Origin of the sequence: Flammeovirga sp. EKP202 (assembly GCF_014534745.1) — a bacterium.
In the GTDB taxonomy this organism is placed as follows: Bacteria; Bacteroidota; Bacteroidia; order Cytophagales; family Flammeovirgaceae; genus Flammeovirga.
Window position 1 is genome coordinate 1 of the sequence record NZ_JACVVP010000065.1, and the last position, 17057, is coordinate 17057.

Annotated in this window: 17 protein-coding genes and 5 tRNA genes; 14 read left to right on the top strand and 8 right to left on the bottom strand. The window is 35.7% G+C overall.

What is annotated here, in order from left to right; all coding sequences use genetic code 11:
- Positions 1 to 3: 3 nt before the first annotated feature.
- From IC221_RS25665 to IC221_RS25685, 5 genes are all read right to left on the bottom strand, one after another.
- Positions 4 to 76: transfer RNA gene (locus IC221_RS25665), tRNA-Gly, on the bottom strand.
- A 218-nt stretch (positions 77 to 294) separates the two neighbouring features.
- Positions 295 to 367: transfer RNA gene (locus tag IC221_RS25670), tRNA-Gly, on the bottom strand.
- Between the two features lie 17 nt (positions 368 to 384).
- Positions 385 to 465: transfer RNA gene (locus IC221_RS25675), tRNA-Tyr, on the bottom strand.
- Positions 466 to 484: 19 nt separating this feature from the next.
- Positions 485 to 565, bottom strand: a tRNA-Tyr gene (locus tag IC221_RS25680).
- A 168-nt stretch (positions 566 to 733) separates the two neighbouring features.
- Positions 734 to 1342 (bottom strand): hypothetical protein, encoded by a 609-nt coding sequence (locus IC221_RS25685; RefSeq protein WP_188171688.1) that lies wholly within the window; start codon positions 1340 to 1342, stop codon positions 734 to 736.
- 216 nt (positions 1343 to 1558) lie between these two features.
- On the opposite strand from IC221_RS25685, the gene IC221_RS25690 reads away from it, so the two are divergent.
- The 7 genes from IC221_RS25690 to rplL all read left to right on the top strand — a co-directional run bounded on the left by IC221_RS25690 (position 1559) and on the right by rplL (position 4770).
- Positions 1559 to 1631: transfer RNA gene (locus IC221_RS25690), tRNA-Trp, on the top strand.
- Between the two features lie 113 nt (positions 1632 to 1744).
- Positions 1745 to 1936, top strand: a complete 192-nt coding sequence (gene secE / locus IC221_RS25695) for a preprotein translocase subunit SecE (RefSeq protein WP_044202165.1) — start codon at positions 1745 to 1747, stop codon at positions 1934 to 1936.
- A 60-nt stretch (positions 1937 to 1996) separates the two neighbouring features.
- Positions 1997 to 2569 carry a transcription termination/antitermination protein NusG gene (nusG, locus tag IC221_RS25700; RefSeq protein WP_044202166.1) on the top strand — a complete coding sequence of 191 codons (573 nt, stop codon included), beginning with the start codon at positions 1997 to 1999 and terminating at the stop codon, positions 2567 to 2569.
- Position 2570: 1 nt separating this feature from the next.
- Complete coding sequence (gene rplK / locus IC221_RS25705; RefSeq protein ID WP_044202167.1) at positions 2571 to 3014, top strand: 50S ribosomal protein L11; 444 nt, start codon at positions 2571 to 2573, stop codon at positions 3012 to 3014.
- Between the two features lie 24 nt (positions 3015 to 3038).
- Complete coding sequence (gene rplA, locus IC221_RS25710) at positions 3039 to 3734, top strand: 50S ribosomal protein L1 (protein WP_367397789.1); 696 nt, start codon at positions 3039 to 3041, stop codon at positions 3732 to 3734.
- Positions 3735 to 3736: 2 nt separating this feature from the next.
- Positions 3737 to 4282, top strand: a complete 546-nt coding sequence (gene rplJ, locus IC221_RS25715; protein WP_188171690.1) for a 50S ribosomal protein L10 — start codon at positions 3737 to 3739, stop codon at positions 4280 to 4282.
- Between the two features lie 110 nt (positions 4283 to 4392).
- The gene (rplL, locus tag IC221_RS25720; RefSeq protein ID WP_188171691.1) at positions 4393 to 4770 is read left to right on the top strand and encodes a 50S ribosomal protein L7/L12; all 378 of its coding nucleotides are present in this window, start codon (positions 4393 to 4395) and stop codon (positions 4768 to 4770) included.
- Positions 4771 to 4839: 69 nt separating this feature from the next.
- On the opposite strand, the gene IC221_RS25725 is transcribed toward rplL, so the two are convergent.
- The 3 genes from IC221_RS25725 to IC221_RS25735 all read right to left on the bottom strand — a co-directional run bounded on the left by IC221_RS25725 (position 4840) and on the right by IC221_RS25735 (position 10229).
- Positions 4840 to 5994 (bottom strand): hypothetical protein, encoded by a 1155-nt coding sequence (locus IC221_RS25725; RefSeq protein WP_188171692.1) that lies wholly within the window; start codon positions 5992 to 5994, stop codon positions 4840 to 4842.
- Positions 5995 to 6160: 166 nt separating this feature from the next.
- Positions 6161 to 7234, bottom strand: coding sequence for a DUF1573 domain-containing protein (locus tag IC221_RS25730; RefSeq protein ID WP_188171693.1), 1074 nt, complete (start codon positions 7232 to 7234; stop codon positions 6161 to 6163).
- A 553-nt stretch (positions 7235 to 7787) separates the two neighbouring features.
- Entirely contained in the window at positions 7788 to 10229 is a 2442-nt protein-coding gene (locus IC221_RS25735; protein WP_188171694.1) for a TIM-barrel domain-containing protein, read from the bottom strand.
- A 115-nt stretch (positions 10230 to 10344) separates the two neighbouring features.
- Between IC221_RS25735 and IC221_RS25740 the strand changes: the two genes are divergently transcribed.
- The 7 genes from IC221_RS25740 (at position 10345) to IC221_RS25770 (ending at position 16951) form a co-directional block, all read left to right on the top strand.
- Positions 10345 to 11280 (top strand): NAD(P)-dependent oxidoreductase, encoded by a 936-nt coding sequence (locus IC221_RS25740; RefSeq protein WP_062620370.1) that lies wholly within the window; start codon positions 10345 to 10347, stop codon positions 11278 to 11280.
- 292 nt (positions 11281 to 11572) lie between these two features.
- A complete protein-coding gene (locus tag IC221_RS25745) occupies positions 11573 to 12370 on the top strand; it encodes an RNA ligase family protein (protein ID WP_223241496.1) in 798 nt (265 codons plus the stop codon).
- Complete coding sequence (locus IC221_RS25750; RefSeq protein ID WP_223241497.1) at positions 12354 to 13502, top strand: AAA family ATPase; 1149 nt, start codon at positions 12354 to 12356, stop codon at positions 13500 to 13502. Before IC221_RS25745 ends, IC221_RS25750 begins: the two co-directional genes overlap by 17 nt.
- A 4-nt stretch (positions 13503 to 13506) precedes the next feature.
- A complete protein-coding gene (locus tag IC221_RS25755; RefSeq protein WP_188171695.1) occupies positions 13507 to 14304 on the top strand; it encodes a bifunctional 2-polyprenyl-6-hydroxyphenol methylase/3-demethylubiquinol 3-O-methyltransferase UbiG in 798 nt (265 codons plus the stop codon).
- Positions 14305 to 14382: 78 nt separating this feature from the next.
- The gene (locus IC221_RS25760; protein ID WP_188171696.1) at positions 14383 to 15456 is read left to right on the top strand and encodes a hypothetical protein; all 1074 of its coding nucleotides are present in this window, start codon (positions 14383 to 14385) and stop codon (positions 15454 to 15456) included.
- A 135-nt stretch (positions 15457 to 15591) separates the two neighbouring features.
- Positions 15592 to 16440, top strand: coding sequence for an outer membrane beta-barrel protein (locus IC221_RS25765; RefSeq protein ID WP_188171697.1), 849 nt, complete (start codon positions 15592 to 15594; stop codon positions 16438 to 16440).
- Between the two features lie 121 nt (positions 16441 to 16561).
- Positions 16562 to 16951, top strand: a complete 390-nt coding sequence (locus tag IC221_RS25770) for a hypothetical protein (RefSeq protein WP_188171698.1) — start codon at positions 16562 to 16564, stop codon at positions 16949 to 16951.
- Positions 16952 to 17057 lie beyond the last annotated feature (106 nt).

The following is a 17057-nucleotide window of genomic DNA, read 5'->3' on the forward strand; positions in this document are numbered from 1 at the left end:
TTGAGCGGATGACGAGGCTCGAACCCGCGACCTACAGCTTGGAAGGCTGTCGCTCTACCAACTGAGCTACATCCGCATTAATTATTTTGGTGACACAAATATAATCACCTGAAATTGGAAATTCCCAATAAAAACCAAAATTTCCTTTGGCAATCTCTTTAACTCACTGTACTTCTAGGATTAAAAAATAATTCACATTCGGTACAAAAGAAATCAAAACCTCTATAATGAGGTAACCAAAAGAAACGAAGGTTTATAAACGCAAAAAGGTCAACCATTTCTGGTTGACCTTTGAGCGGATGACGAGGCTCGAACCCGCGACCTACAGCTTGGAAGGCTGTCGCTCTACCAACTGAGCTACATCCGCAAGATAAAATAAAAGTGTGGGAGGGGCAGGATTCGAACCTGCGAAGCCGAAGCAACGGATTTACAGTCCGTCCCATTTGACCGCTCTGGAACCTTCCCAATTAAGTAATTATCATTGTGGGAGGGGCAGGATTCGAACCTGCGAAGCCGAAGCAACGGATTTACAGTCCGTCCCATTTGACCGCTCTGGAACCTTCCCAGATGCCCTCAATTACTTAATTCTTACACTATGTTATCTTTTTGTCGTGACCGTTTGTCCCGATTGCGATGCAAAAGTAGAGGAAGTTTTTTTATCTGCAAAATAAAAAATGAACTTTTTCTATAAACAATTGTAAACTATTTGACAGACAATATTTTAAAAGTTGAATTATTTTAAAATAAAATTTCGAACAAAGGTTCTATCCTTCAATTTTGCTCTAATTACATAATTTCCTTTTTCGAAAGTATCCAGGATATATTGCGTTTTTAACTCCCCATTTTTCAATTCAATGCTCGAATTATAGACATCTTCTGTATCATTTTCATTCTTAATTGATATTTCTACCAACTTATCTTGAGCAAAAAAACCATCGATTTGTAAAGTATCACTTTCAACTTTGACATTGAAGTAAGGTCTTTTGTATTCTGTACTATGATATATTTTGAGAGTTGGTCCCTCTGATCTATTAAAAATCTCTCCATAGATTGCCTTGCCATCCAAAGCAAATTGAAAATGATAGGTACCCTTTGGTAAATTACTTAATGCATAATTACGTCTTAGTTCACCCTTCTCTCTGAACACTTCCCAAAACACAGTCTTTTTAGTAATCTTTTCAGACATCTGAAAAAAGGAGTCTTCACCAGAAGTCGCTTGAGCTTTTATCGCAAGTATACCATCCACAAGTTTCAACTGATTAGACAAAGTATTTATATCTTGAGCTAATAGAAGAGGTGATGAGAAAAAAAATACGATTAGATAGAAAAAAATTTTGATCATATCACTTTAATTAAAAACGGGGTAAAATGAGGTCTGATTAGCCATTTTCGCCTCAGTTTGTGGGGTGCAATATACAGAATTAGTCCTAAGTAGCTGTATATTAATATGAATTAAGAAAAAATTTCACTCACAAATTTGTTATTTCTGTTCAGATATCTACCTTTGCATCTCGGAAATTCAAGGTACTTCTATAAAGTACTGAAAATTAACGGATAAACGGGTGTAGCTCAGTTGGTAGAGTTACGGTCTCCAAAACCGCAGGTCGTGGGTTCGAATCCTACCACCCGTGCAAATTCAAAAAGAACTGTTATATTTAGCCGTTCAACTGATTTTAAACATTTACATAAGCAAAAGTTGTTATTAACAAGGCAACTTTTTTTATGGATAAAATTCGAAAGAATTATGAATAAATTAATGCAATTTTTTAAAGAGTCATACACTGAGATGACAGACAACGTAACTTGGTTGTCATTCAAAGAAGCTCAAGATAGCTCTGTATTAGTTTTAGTAGCATCATTGGTGTTTGCTTTAGTAATCGGAGGTGTTGATTTCGGATTCAACGAATTATTAACACTATTCTATAACGCATTTTAATTAAGGCGTTGAAATTGTATTTTTTAGTTAAGAAACCTCAACAGATTAAACTAAATAACGATGGGTGAGCTTAAATGGTATGTAGTTAGAGCTGTAAGTGGCCAAGAGAAGAAAGTGAAAGATTATCTACTGAAAGAATTAGAGAATCAAAATCTTCAGAACTTTATCACGGAAGTATTAGTTCCAACAGAGAAAGTTTATCAGGCAAGAAAGCAGAGAGACGGTAAGGTTAAGAAAATTGCTGTCGAGAAAAACTTATTACCAGGGTATGTTATCGTACAAGCTGATTTATCCAATGGTGAGGTTCAACACACGATTAATAGCGTTCCGGGTGTTATAGGTTTTCTGAATGCGGATTCAAAAGATCCGTCAGTGCTTCCAAAACCTATGAGAGAATCTGAAATTAATCAGATCCTTGGCAAAGTCGATGAGTCTGACGAAGGCGAAGTTAAACATGACACGTCTTACTCTGTCGGCGAAACAGTACGCGTAATGGATGGTCCATTCTCTGGATTCTCCGGAAGCGTAGAGGAAGTCTTCGAAGAGAAGAAAAAACTCAATGTCATGGTGAAGATTTTTGGAAGAAATGCACCAGTGGAACTCGATTATAAACAAGTAGAAAAAGAAGAATAACATGGCAAAAGAAATCGAAGGTTTCCTGAAGCTCCAAATTAAAGGTGGAGCAGCCAATCCGTCGCCGCCAGTAGGTCCTGCGTTAGGTTCGAAGGGTTTGAATATTATGGATTTCTGTAAACAATTCAACGCTCGTACTCAAGACAAAGGAGGGCAATTATTGCCTGTATTAATTACAATTTTCAAAGACAAGTCTTTTGATTTCGTAATTAAGACTCCTCCAGCGGCTAATTTGATCATGGATGCGGCAAAAATTAAAAAAGGTTCATCAGAGCCTAACCGTAAAAAAGTAGCGTCAGTTACTTGGGATCAATTAAGAACGATTGCAGAGACAAAATTACCAGACTTAAACTGTTCTACAGTTGAATCAGGTATGAAAATGGTTGCGGGTACAGCTCGTAGCATGGGTGTAACAGTAGAGGGAACAGCTCCTTGGGAAGCTTAATTTCTACAAGTAAAATAGTTTTTAATCATGGCAGTATCAAAGAAAATGAAAGAGGCTCTATCAAAATACGATAGAACTCAAGAATACACGCTGGAGAAAGCTACTGAGCTTGTGAAAGAAATCTCTTTCGAGAAGTTCGACGCTTCTGTAGACTTAGACGTGCGTTTAGGTGTTGACCCACGTAAAGCGGATCAAATGGTTCGTGGTGTGGTAAGTCTTCCTCACGGTGTAGGTAAAGAAGTTAGAGTTCTTGCTCTAGTTACTCCAGACAAAGAAGAAGAAGCAAAAGCAGCAGGTGCTGACTACGCTGGTTTAGACGAATTCATCAAGAAAATCGAAGGTGGATGGACTGATATCGACGTAATCATCACTATGCCAACAGTTATGGCGAAAGTAGGTCGTTTAGGTAGAGTTTTAGGTCCTCGTGGTCTAATGCCAAACCCTAAAGCGGGTACTGTAACTTTAGAAGTTGGTAAAGCTGTAAAAGAAGTAAAGGCAGGTAAAATCGACTTTAAAGTTGACAAAACTGGTATCATTCATACTTCAGTTGGTAAAACATCATTTACTGCTGAACAATTGAAAGAAAACGCGGCAGAATTACTTGCTACGTTATCCAAGTTGAAGCCTTCTTCAGCAAAAGGTACATATTTTAAGAGCGTAACGGTTTCTTCAACAATGGGCCCTGGTGTCAAAGTTGAAAAGGGATCAATCGATAGCTAATTATGACAAAAGATCAAAAGGTACAACTCGTTGAGGAGTTAAGCCAAAAATTGGCAGCTTGTGATTACTTCTACATCGTAAACAGTGCTACTATGACTGTTGATGAAGTAAACAAGTTCCGTAAGGCTTGCTTTGCATCGGGTATCGAATATCAAGTAGTCAAGAACACGCTAATTGCGAAAGCTCTTGACAAATTAGAATCAGATACTGATTACTCTGAGCTTAAAGATAATGCTCTTAAAGGTATGTCAGGTATCATGTTCTCAGCAGAATCTGGTGCAGCTCCTGCGAAAGTTCTTAAGGACTATCAAAAGGATATGCCAAAAGATCGTAAAATCCCAGCATTGAAGGCAGCTTCAATCGACGGTGGTTTATACGTTGGTGAGCAACACTTAGAAGCTTTAACAGCTGTAAAATCGAAAGCAGAACTTATTGGAGATATCGTAGGATTACTTCAATCACCTGCTAAGAATGTTGTTAGCGCTTTACAATCTTCAGGTCAGACATTATCTGGTCTATTGAAGACTTTAGAGGAGAGAGGAGAGTAATATACTCGTTTCTAACAAAACCTCTTGCAATGACATCGTAAATACTACGACTGATTGCAAAACATATTATTTAATTTGATTTAAAAAACACGTTTTAATTTTATACAAAAATGGCAGATTTGAAAAAATTCGCAGAAGAGTTAGTTAACTTAACAGTTAAAGATGTACAAGAGCTTGCTGAGATCTTGAAAGAAGAGCACGGTATCGAGCCAGCTGCTGCTGCTGCTCCAGTAATGGTTGCAGGTGCTGCTGCAGGTGGAGAAGCTGCTGAAGAGAAAACTGAATTCGACGTGATCTTGAAGTCAGCTGGTGCTGCTAAATTGAAAGTAGTTAAGGCTCTTAAGTCAGCTGCTGGTTTAGGTCTTAAAGAAGCTAAAGAATTAGCTGATTCTGCTCCTGCTCCAATCAAGGAAGGTATCTCTAAAGAAGAAGCTGAAGCATTAAAAGATGCTCTTGCTGCTGAAGGTGCTGAAATCGAAATCAAATAATTTTAGTTTATAACTAAATTTATCGATTATAGATATAAAGAGTGAATCTTTCGGGATTCACTCTTTTTTTTATTTCAATATTTTAAAGGTATACTTTTCTCTTCCATAATAGATCAAAAGTATATTTATTCCTGTAGAGAAAGTTTGATTTGGAATTAGATCTTTCACCTCTTCTGTACAATCTATAACCTTTCCATCTGAATGTACTACAATGATTCGTTTACTATTGAACTTCTCATTCCTATACAAAACCTGAACACTTTCTCCTGAACTTATTGAATTTGTACTAATCAAAACTTCAGGTAATGAAGATTGATGCTGTACTTCAAGAACTAATGTTTCAAAAACTTCCCTCGCTCCATCAAAATCTATTTGGTGTAATTGATAATAATTTCGCCCAGATTGATTTAAATGAGTATCTGTCCATTGATACTGATGCGTGAAATAACTATTCCCCTGCCCTTCTACTTTTGCAATCAACTCCCATTTCACAAGGTCTTTGGACCGATAGATTTCAAATAATTTATTATTCTGTTCTGAAGCAGTACTCCACCTTATAACAGCATTTCCATGACTGTATGTTACATTAAAAGCAGTAAGTACAACAGGTAAATCTTCGCTACAAAACGTTCCTGACTTGGTAGAACAGCTGCCTTTTATACTGATGTAGGGAGCGTTGTATACGTAAGGAGAATTATGTTGATCATCAAAATATCCTTCAACAGAAAATGAGGTTGTATTTCCTCCTATTTCAAACTGTCCGCTTCCAATATCTGTTCTCAAAAAATTACCATTAATCATCAAATTCCCTCCATCTTTCACAAATAAATTCCCATTATCCAACTGAAAATCTCCTTCTATTTCCAAATCTCCAAACACCTTCATTTCCACATTGTTTTTGTCCATTATTATACTTCCTAACACAAACACTGCTCCTTGAGTACTGACCTGAAGAAAGCCATCATCTTCAAAAGTGAGATATACATTCAGGTTGTCATTCTTTAGATTATAATTCAGATTTAATTTGGCATTGGAGGAGAGGATGATTTCATCATTATTAGTTGGGATACCACTACCCCCAGCTATCCGAACCCAGTTGTTTGTATTTTGCCATTCTTCAAGCGTATTAATCGTGATTTCCCCGTTAGGTTTGTATTGTTCAGCGAATAGAGTATTTGAGAGTATTGCCCAAAAGAATACATTAAGAATAGTAGTTATTTTCATCATTTAGATAGTTTACCTTTCATTCATTTCAAGTTCCTAAAGTTGAAAAAATCGAAGGTTAAAAGCGTTCCATTTGATAAAATTCCACTAGTACCGCAAAAAATGGTACTAAAAAAGCAACTCCCTATTGAGAGTTGCTCCTTATAAAATGTATATATTAATAGCTTTATTTTACCACGTTTGCTTTCACTGTAATGATCGTGACTGGATCGATAGGATCGTTGGTAAAAAGCGTAAAAGATCTTGTTTCTTTACCTGTTCGAGGAGTTTCTAGATATCTGATATTAATATTGACCGTTTCAAAGGTTTGAACCTCTTCTGATTCTATACTCAAAAGTTCTAAACCATGATTGGTTTCTACTTTCAATATCTTTAATGGAACTTCACCTGTATTCATTACTGAAAGGGTAACAATCTTCTTTCCATCATTCTTTACATTACCAAGATTCATGTAGGTACTTGAAAGACCCATTTTAGGTTTTGGGCCATCACCCTCTGATTCTGGAAAATAAATGGAAGCAGAAACAATGCATTCAGATGATACAATTTCTTTTTTCTGATTGACCAAATCAAGTGAAAATGTATCTTGTGCGTAACCGTATTCCTCTCTCTCTTCAGGTTTAATAAATAGTGTAAACGAACCTTCAGATTGTGGTTCTATTTCAAACTCACTACTGTCAATCAATACACCTAAATATGAAGGAGTAACCGGAGGCTTTTCAAAACGCAAAGTATCATCTGTCTCATTATAAAAATATACTTTTTTAGACGCTAAACCTTGAGCGGTAAGTAAACCAAAGCTTACTTTTTTATGAGGCCACTTCATCCCTGAGTCTCCATAAGGATACAGTTTCTCTTTAGAAAGTGAGGATGGGCGAATAAACCCTGCCAACTTTAGAGTATACTCTTGATTACTACCATTGAGTTTGACTGTAAATGATTTATTAAAAGGACCCGGCTTGTACGGTACAAACTGTACTTCTAAAGTATTTTTTTGTCCTTTTTGTAATTCTTCGGTAGGATAAGAAGCCAACAGACATGAACAATCTTCTATTACTGTATCGATGCTTACGGCACTCGATAAGACTTTAAATGGAAAAGAATAAGAAACGGTATCAGGATAATTGGGTAATTTCCCCAAGAATACACTGTCCTTTTCAAATTCAATACTTTTTTGAGCTATTAATTCAGTGGAAAAAAGGATTGCAAGCCCTATAAAAAACGAAAGCTTCTTAATCATGAGAAGGGTTATTTCATAAAATTTAGAAGCTCAAATATAATCGATAAATAGAAATATGGAGATTAAAAAAGGAAGTTTCTATCCCAATATTTGAAAATTTATATAGCCGATAAAAAACCATACTGTCAGTGACCATATTGATACTAAATAATAACTTTCTTTGGTGATTCTATAGCGTAAGAGAAATAATGTAGGTAACATTAAAATAATACCGCCAGACAACTCCAATGCATGTAACACCACGCTTGGTACTCTTGGTATAATTAATTTATAATCTAAAAAGACAATCACTAAACTGACTAAATTGATAAATAATAAATATGTTATGAAAATCCCCATCACTTCTATTTGACTTTAAAGAGCTACAAAACACATCAATGCATTTTTTTGTCCTAGTACTTACGCTCTTGTTACTTGTTTAATTCTTTATTTGATTAAACTGTTTTTTAAATAGAAATGATGAGGATAAATGGTTTTGTTAGGTTAAAAAAACGAAAATAACTATACCTCTCATTAGTTTAAAAGTATTGATAAACATACAATTACTATCCTACTACTTCTTTTTCTTTGGATCCATGATATAGACCGTCTTTTCTTCTCCATTCCACTCTAGTGAAACATATAAGATATTATTTTTCTTATCGTAACCCATGTCACATTTGTCAGATGGCTTGTTTTTCTTTCCAATTCCAACACCACTAGGAATTCCTGACATATTGTGTATTTCGAGTGTTATTTTTCTCATAGAAGGTGCTCCTTTGTAATCTCCTGTTTGAGATAAGGTCACTTCCATTCCTTTTTTAGAAAGTTTTGTTGCTACAGAAAGTAACTGGTATTGTTGATTATCAATAGAAGATCTTGACTTTCCATCATCAGCAAACATTACTCGTTTATTCTCTTTCATTTCTGCATCTTTCCATATTTGGAATGTCAATTCCTCAGAAGTGTATTCATTTGTGGATTGAAGGTTTTTCGTTGCCAATGGAATAATACTTCCACCTTTGACAAACACAGGAAGGTCTTTTAGTGGAGCATCTACTGTTACCCAATTTCCTCCTTCATACTTTTCGTTGGTCCATAAGTGATACCAAGTATGTCCTTTTGGCAAATAAAGTTTTCTTTCTCGACCGCCTTTTTCCGTAATAGGTGCTACCAAATAGGCATCACCCCACATATAAGTATCTGATAAGTTTTGTAAAGATGCATTGTTGGATTCTTCGACAAACAATGGTCTTAACAGTGGCATACCGGTCGTAGAGTTTTCAAAGGCTAAAGTATAATTGTAAGGCAACATTTTGTATCTGTATTCAATGTACCTTTTTACAATATCAAAAGTTTCTCCCTTGTAATGAATCACTTCTGATGGAATCATTTCTTGAGCATGTGGTCGGTATACAGGTTGGAACACACCGTACTGCAACCATCTCACATAAAGCTCCGTTACTTCCTCCTTCGTTCTTCCCCAATTCACAAAACCTCCTAAATCAGAGTGCATATACGGAATACCGCTCATCCCCATCGTCATGGCAATTTGTGATTGAGGAACAAGCCCTCCAAATGAACGACTCACATCACCTGACCAAGGCACTAAACCGTATCGTTGTGATCCTACATATCCTGATCGCATCAATACGAAAGGTCTTACTTCTGGAAAATCCTTTCGGTAACCATCATGAATAATTTTTGCCCATTGATGTCCATAAACGTTGTGTACTTCATCTGCTGAACCATTGACATGCTGTAATTCTGATGGATGTACCTCAGGTTCTCCCAAGTCTCCCCACCATCCACTAACACCTTGCTCTATTAATCCTTTGTAGATATTCCAGAACCAATCTTGGGCTTCAGGTTTAAAAACATCTACCAAACCTGTTTCCCCAAAGAAAAATTCATAAACATAAGGTTTTCCAAATTGGTCCGTACCTAATACCTCTTTTTCTACAGCCTCTTCCCATTTAGAAGAAGAAGTGACAATGAAAGGCTCTGTGATTAGGATTGTATTGATATTCTCTTCTTTTAGCTTTTGCATCATTTGCTCTGGCTGAGGGAAAGCTTCTCTGTACCAATCAAGGTTACCCATTGTTCCTTTAATCTCTTTTCCGAACCAATATAAATCCAGAATAATGGCATCCAGAGGCACTTCCTTCTCTCTGAATTCTGCTACAGTCGTTTCAACTTCTTCTTGTGAATGATATCCGAAACGAGAAGCAAAGTTACCAAACATCCAAAGTGGAGGTAAAGGCTGTTTACCTGTTAAATTGGTAAACTCATTCATAAGGTCTTTAAAATCATCTCCTGCTACTACAACATAGCTTGATCGTCCGCCGATGGTCTCAAAAGAAAGTTCATCCTTCTTTGTTTTTCCAACATCAATAAAACCAATCGGGGCATTGTCATAAAGAAGAGCATAATTTTTTGATGAAATCATCAATGGCATTCCATAATTCATTTGAGGAGCAAATTCTTCATTACCATAGGCTGCTTTATTGTAAAGGGGCAATCGATGGCCTCTTCTATCCAAAGGTAAAGCTCTCTCTCCTGCTCCATATAATGCTTCTCCTTCTTGTATTTTGAATTTGAAACCTTTTAAAGTATCTGCATCAAAATAACCTCTGCTTTCTTCCAATAGTTTTTCTCCATTGTGATAATAGCTGATTTGAAGTGGCTTCTTATTCACTTTCACCGTCATTCCTCCTTCTACAGAAAAAGACACAAACGCACCTTCATCTTTAGCTTTCACCATTAGTTTATTGGGGGCCATAATTACAGCCTCTGATAATGGCAATGTTTCAACCCCTTTGGGGTAAAACTGTGTCTCTACTATTTGCTTATCAAAAGGCCTGACAATGATCTGCCCATCATTTGTATTGATTTCTAAATTTTGTCCGTCGATTTGATGCGAAATATAGTTTCTTTGTCCAAAAACGGTGATTGACCACAAGGACAAAATGAAAACTAAGGTGATTTGATTGATGATTTTTAATGGGCTTTTCATTATTGCTCCTAAATTTGATAGTGTGAAAATAGATAATTACAAAAGTAAAAGGAGATATTTACATAATAATAGGGATTATCATATTCTAACATAATATACGTTTAATAAATGTCTTATGACAAAAGTTTTAATCATAGATAAACTCCACGAATCAATTTTTTCAATCTTTGATTCCGCTAATATTGAATATACTTACACTCCTGACATTACACCCGCAGAAGTGCCTGATAAAATTAAAGATTATAATGGTCTTGTGCTTAGAAGTAAAATGAAAGTTGGATTGGATCTTTTAGATTTAGCACCCAAACTTCGTTTTATTGCTCGTGCAGGAGCTGGCGTGGATGAAATCGATGAAGAGTATTTAAAAAGACGTCAAATCACTTTACTTAATGCCCCTGAAGGAAACATGGACGCTGTAGGTGAACATACTACTGCCATGTTGCTCTGTTTGATGAATTACCTTCATGTTGGTAACAATGAAGTTCGTCAGAAATTGTGGCAAAGAGAAGAAAACCGCGGTCACGAGTTATCCACAAGAACAGTGGGTATTATTGGCTACGGTCACATGGGACAAGCTTTCGCGAAACGTTTGATTGGTTTTGGTTGTAAAGTATTGGCTTATGATAATGGAAAAGAAAACTATGGTGATGAATACGCTCAGGAAGCTACTTTGGAGCAAATCCAAAACGAGGCCGATGTACTGAGTTTTCACATTCCATTAAATAAAGAAAATAAGCACTTGGTCTCTCAAGATTATTTAGGTGGATTCAAAAAGCCCATTTATCTAATCAACCTTGCAAGAGGTGAAGTGATTCCGTTCTCAACGATTGAATGGGGATTGGATAATGGTAAAATCCTTGCTGCTGGTTTAGATGTTTTAGAAAATGAAAAATTGAATACATTGACAGCAGAGCAAGACCGTATCTTCCAAAAATTAAGTCAAGACAGCAGAGTACTTTTCACCCCTCATGTAGGTGGATGGTCTTTTGAATCGTATGAAAAGATCAGTACTGTATTAGGACGAAAAATTGTGAATTTATTGAATAAATAAATCCAACAACGGCAGTTCTACCACAATCCCTTCATCATTAAGTCATTAAATGGTGAAGGGATTTTTGTATCTCTCATTTTTTTAGTAACATTGTATTCCATAATCGAAATATATTCACCTTAAAAACATATCTCACGATAAGAGCCATGTAGTTGTTTTCTCGATACCTTCCGTCAATTTTAGCTTTCTTCCTCAGAAGAAGGGCTTTTTGCTATGCAATAAAATTGACTCACAAAATCAGAGAAAACCTTGTTTGCCAAAACAAGAGATACAATTACTTCAGATTAAAATCATGGCTTTTTCTAAAAAGTATAATAGGAGTCTGCATGCTCATAGTAGCAAGGGCACGACCTCCGACGATCGCTTTATGCCGAAAGGTTATGTACAAGCGTTTGCTTCATTACGTCAACTTGTACTGACTGAAAAACTAGATGGGCAAAATAACTGTCTCAGTGAAATGGGCGTATTTGCACGTTCGCATGCCACTCCTTCTCAATTGCCTTGGGATAAACCATTAATCGAAAGATGGCAATTGATCAAAAATCAGCTCAAAGGTTTAGAAGTCTTTGGGGAAAATATGTACGGCATTCATTCCATCGGCTATAAAAAACTGTCTTCTTTCTTTTATGTATTTGGTATAAGAGAAAAGGAACAATGGCTTTCATGGGAAGAAGTGAAATTCTATGCGGAAGTATTAGATTTTCCTACAGTTCCTGAGATTATTGAAATCAACAAACCTTTATCTGCTTTTACGTCAACTTATAAAAATGATGAGGAGGCACTACAAGCATGGATCACCGATCAATTAGATTGTTCATGGGAAAACTATGTGGATACCGCAGGACAATTGGGCGGTTATGACGTTCACTCACTTCAACCTTGTTGTGAAGGTTTTGTCATTAGAAATGCGGATTCCTTCCCTGCTAATTCTGGTTTAGTTGATGTTGCCAATAATGAATTCAGTGACCTCTTCAAGTTGGTTCGAGCAAATCATGTTAAAACGGATCAGCATTGGGTAAAAAACTGGCAACCGGCAACACTTCAAGATTATCAAACTTATCAATGGCATGCATATGAATACTATAAATAAAGAGTGGACAATTCCGGCTGTTCAGATTAAAACGCCAATGGATTGGGAAAGTGTAGAAAGAGAATTTGAATGGCTTTCAGAATTAAAAAATATTCCACAAGATTCGATTTGGCATCAAGAAGGCGATGTATTGACACACACCAAAATGGTGGTGGAATCACTTTTAAAAATGGATGACTTTAAGGTTTTGGATCATAATGCTCAATACATTCTTTTTCTATCTGCTCTCTTTCATGATATTGAAAAAAGGTCAACAACGATTACTGAAATCATAGACGGGCAAGAAAGAATTGTTTCACCTAATCACGCAAAAAAAGGAGCTCAAACCGTAAGGTCTCTCCTATTCGAACAGTACAATACACCTTTTGAGATCAGAGAAAACATTTCAAACCTAGTACGACTACATGGTTTACCACTTTGGGCAATTGACAGAAAAGACCCGACAAAAGAAGTGATTAAATCAAGTTTGATGACTAATAATAAATGGTTGAGTATGTTGGCGAGGTCGGACGTTTTGGGTAGAATGTGTGAAGACAAAGAAGAGATCCTTTACAAGATTTCGCTTTTTGAGGAATTGTGTAAAGAGCAACACTGCTGGGATGAGCCTTATGCTTTTGCTTCAAATTATGGAAGGTTCCTTTATCTCAATAAACCGGAAATTGCTCCTTTCTATCATCCCTTTGAAGATCTAAAGTTTGAAGTGATTCTCCTTGCGGGATTACCTGGAGTGGGGAAAGATACTTTCATTCAGAAAAACTTTGAAGATTACCCCATGGTTTCTTTGGATAACATTCGCAGGGAACATCAATTTGACCCTACGAATACCAAACACAATGGTAAAGTCATTCAATTGGCCAAAGAAGAAGTCAAAGTCTTGTTAAGGAAAAAGGGATCGTTTGTTTTCAACGCTACCAACCTTACTTCTGATTTAAGACAGAAATGGATCAGTCTGTTTCTCGATTATAAAGCAAAAGTGAGAATCATTTATCTTGAAAAACCACTGAAAGAAATTCTTCAGCAGAATAATCAGAGGAAATGGGTAGTACCTGAAAAAGCGATTTTAAAGCTCAGTAAAAAAATAGATATACCTCAACACTATGAGGCACACGAAATAGAATACATAACACAATAAACAAATGGAATTTAAAAAAGAATTTGAAGCCAATAAGAAACAATGGAATGCCCGAGTAGAAGGGCATGTGGCTTCTAAAATGTACGATGTAGAAGGGTTCATGAAAGGTGAAACTTCTTTGAAAAAAGTGGAACTTGCCGGTATTGGTGATTTAACAGGAAAACGTATTCTTCATCTGCAATGTCATTTTGGGTTAGATACTTTGTCATTAGCTCGATTGGGAGCTGAGACAGTGGGGCTGGATATTTCTGATACTGCTATTGATAAGGCCAATGAGATTAGAGATGAATTGGGTCTAAATGCCTCTTTTGTCTGTTCTAACCTCTATGATATCAGAGATCACCTTTCTACAGAAGAAAAGTTTGATATGGTATTTGTCTCTTACGGTGCCGTATGCTGGTTACCTGACTTAAAAGAATGGGGAAATATCATTGATGATTATCTGAAAGAAGGTGGTGAGTTTTATATGGTGGAAATGCACCCTTACATCTATACTCTAAATTGGGATACCTTTAAACCGGAATACAATTACTTCAACAAAGAAGTGTATGAAGAAATGGTAGAGACAAGTTATGACGGTGAAACACCTCTTAACCTGCCGGAATATTTCTGGATTCATTCTTTACAGGAAATGATGGCTCCTTTTCTTTCTAAAGGCTATCAATTGAAGACCTTCCAAGAGCATAATTATCAGACGTATGACTGTTTTGATGATATGATTGAAAAAGAAGAAGGAGAGTTTGTTTTTAGAAAATTAGGTGTAGATATTCCTTATATGATTGAATTGAAATTCAAAAAATAGATCTCTATATTAATACCCTACTTATTTTTGAGTAGGGTATTTTTTTATTATTTTTCTTTGTCACTAACTCTTCAAATTATGGCTATTTCCGCTCAAAAAGAAACAATCAAATGGAATGAAGTAATCAGTCTAACTTGCCTAAATGTTGCAATACTGATCAGTTGGATTGCTTATCAAGAATATCAACCACATCTCCTCCATAAATTTGGTTTAGAACACTTAAGTAGTGTTTTAGTTTATGCCAAAGCTATTATCGTTGTCGTGATTCCTATTGTGGCAGGATTTATTGCAGATAAATTAATTGCCAAGAAGAATAATCACTTTTTTGTATACATGATTGGTGTGAGTGCCACCTCCATGATTTTTATGATTGTTGCTACTATTATTGGCTTAGGCCCTGAATCATCATTTGCTTTATTTCTTCCTGTAATGATTATTTTATGGCTGATCACAATGAATATTTTTATCAGCCCAGCTGCCTCTTATATTGAAATGTTTGCCCCTATCAATAAGCTGCCTCTTGTGATGGGTGTGATTGTTTTAGTAATGAATATCGTCAATAGTTTAGAACCTATTGTAGTGGCTTTAATTAACTTCTTCGGAGATACACTCACCTTTGTTGTGGGAGCAATTTTAATTTCCTCTACTGGTTTTATTTTCAAAAAGGTAATGACAAAAGAGGTTTTGACTAAGGAAGAGAATCAACATGCATCCACTACAAACAATTACACTATTATTATTGTTTCGGCTCTTTTATTAGGACTTTGCAAAGCATTTCTTTCTGAATTTATTCCACAAACAAATACTTTATCAAAGATTTCAGGTAGTAACTTCGCCTTTCTAATGCTTTCCGTTTCTGCACTTATGGCTTTTATATTTTGCTTTGTAATAAACATTGAGCAATACAAAACATTTATCATTCTAAGTGCATTTTTCTTGACTATTGGTGCTATTTCTTTATTATTCTTTAATGAATATTCGGCCCTACTTATTTTCGGAAGTGTCGTTATTTCATTTGGGTACAGCATATTACAAGTTTTAGGACTTCCACTTACTATTATGTATTCTCAAAAAAGACATCTCACATTTAATGTAGGGTTATTCATTGGTGTAAGTGAAATTGGAGACGGATTGTTTGAAATTTTACTCTAAAAAAGTCCTAATCTCTTTTAGGTTCCAAGATAAGATACTTTCACATCCTGTTTATATCCTTTATCTTTAGGTACCAGTCAATTCAAGATTTATACATAAGCATAATTTCATGTCAACTCATCTTCATTCGAAATAATGAAAAACATACTTCTACTTTGCTTTTTTTCATTAATTACAAGCTTTAGTTTCTCACAAGACCTTATTGTAACAATAGGTCATGATTCTATTGAATGTAAAATTGATGAAATATATAACAATCATATTTATTTTAATATCAGCTCGAAAGGACAAATAAAATCTAGTTTGCTTCCACTAAATAGAATTGAATATTATGAATACGGTTTTTATAACCCAAGAGATACGAGTTCATATAACCCTACTCCTAAAACATTATCACCACTTCGTTTTAGTTTGAATGGTGGAATTTCCTACAGAAGTATACCAGTAGATAATAGGTTACCTAGTCAAATTGTAGATCACATTAAGGCACTAAGGTTAGGTTTTACATTGGGAGGAAGTGCCTCCTACTTTTTTAATGATCATGTTGGAGTAGGTGTAAAATATATATTTAACCGTTCCAAAAATAAAGAAACGTTTCCCAATGATGTTACTTTGGAAGAAACAATCATGATGAACTTTGTTGGTCCGGGTATTCTTGTACGGTTAAAAAGTCAGTCTCAAAAAGGTGCACTTGTGTTAGGAGGACGATTTGGCTATCTAGACTACCGAAATAATTCAAGTCTAACAGGGTATTACCCGGTTAGGATTACAGGGGATACTTATGGTATCAACTTCTCGGTAGGGTATGATTTCAATGTCTCTTCAGTTGCTTGTTTGAACTTACAGGTAGACATTATTCTTGGAGGGCTAACAGAATTTCAGGTAGAGGAAAATGGTATGGTGAGTACAGTACAACTTCCCAATGGATTAAAAGAGGACTTGAACCGCATTGATTTGACCTTAGCTCTTGTAATAAATCCATAATGTAAAGATATGTCCTATAAAATGTCTTCTTTTCTATAATAGCTGTTAATAAAAATAATGATCTCTTAAATTCTTCCGTATTCTTGTAAAGAAGAACCATTATTGTATTGTTATAAAAATAATGAGAAGATATTTTTCACATAGCGGCATCATCCAAAGCTTAGTGCTATTAATGGCATTTCACTTACTCAACGTAAGTGTGAATGTTAACGACAGACTATTGCCAAATCAGATGAACAACGAAATTGAAAGTATTTTCGAATTGGTATCCATGCATCTATTTGGAGAAGATGCCGCATTGCCTGATAATCCTTCCGGTGAAGATGAAGGACAGGTAATTGTAGGTCAAATCAATATTACTTGGTTCCTAAGTAACCCAAGCATCATAACTCCAGCGTCTCAAGTTGATATTGATGAACTACCCACTGACGAAAAACTCCCAATTGCTCGTCCATTATTTTACACTTCTCCTTCCTATCCTACAGATACTCCCCCGCCAAAAATGGCATAGTATTATTTAACCGTAACGGCTTAAACTGAGATTTTTATTTTATGTAATCTCCTTATCATTATGCCCTGTTTTACGGTTTTTTTATGTCTATTCAGACATTTCCTAT

Excerpts from the sequence above, each read along its gene's own strand:
- IC221_RS25685 (WP_188171688.1), bottom strand. The coding sequence starts at position 1,342 with ATGATCAAAATTTTTTTCTATCTAATCGTATTTTTTTTCTCATCACCT.
- secE (WP_044202165.1), top strand. The coding sequence starts at position 1,745 with ATGAATAAATTAATGCAATTTTTTAAAGAGTCATACACTGAGATGACA.
- nusG (WP_044202166.1), top strand. The coding sequence starts at position 1,997 with ATGGGTGAGCTTAAATGGTATGTAGTTAGAGCTGTAAGTGGCCAAGAG.
- rplK (WP_044202167.1), top strand. The coding sequence starts at position 2,571 with ATGGCAAAAGAAATCGAAGGTTTCCTGAAGCTCCAAATTAAAGGTGGA.
- rplJ (WP_188171690.1), top strand. The coding sequence starts at position 3,737 with ATGACAAAAGATCAAAAGGTACAACTCGTTGAGGAGTTAAGCCAAAAA.
- rplL (WP_188171691.1), top strand. The coding sequence starts at position 4,393 with ATGGCAGATTTGAAAAAATTCGCAGAAGAGTTAGTTAACTTAACAGTT.
- IC221_RS25725 (WP_188171692.1), bottom strand. The coding sequence starts at position 5,994 with ATGAAAATAACTACTATTCTTAATGTATTCTTTTGGGCAATACTCTCA.
- IC221_RS25730 (WP_188171693.1), bottom strand. The coding sequence starts at position 7,234 with ATGATTAAGAAGCTTTCGTTTTTTATAGGGCTTGCAATCCTTTTTTCC.
- IC221_RS25735 (WP_188171694.1), bottom strand. The coding sequence starts at position 10,229 with ATGAAAAGCCCATTAAAAATCATCAATCAAATCACCTTAGTTTTCATT.
- IC221_RS25740 (WP_062620370.1), top strand. The coding sequence starts at position 10,345 with ATGACAAAAGTTTTAATCATAGATAAACTCCACGAATCAATTTTTTCA.
- IC221_RS25745 (WP_223241496.1), top strand. The coding sequence starts at position 11,573 with ATGGCTTTTTCTAAAAAGTATAATAGGAGTCTGCATGCTCATAGTAGC.
- IC221_RS25750 (WP_223241497.1), top strand. The coding sequence starts at position 12,354 with ATGAATACTATAAATAAAGAGTGGACAATTCCGGCTGTTCAGATTAAA.
- IC221_RS25755 (WP_188171695.1), top strand. The coding sequence starts at position 13,507 with ATGGAATTTAAAAAAGAATTTGAAGCCAATAAGAAACAATGGAATGCC.
- IC221_RS25760 (WP_188171696.1), top strand. The coding sequence starts at position 14,383 with ATGGCTATTTCCGCTCAAAAAGAAACAATCAAATGGAATGAAGTAATC.
- IC221_RS25765 (WP_188171697.1), top strand. The coding sequence starts at position 15,592 with ATGAAAAACATACTTCTACTTTGCTTTTTTTCATTAATTACAAGCTTT.
- IC221_RS25770 (WP_188171698.1), top strand. The coding sequence starts at position 16,562 with ATGAGAAGATATTTTTCACATAGCGGCATCATCCAAAGCTTAGTGCTA.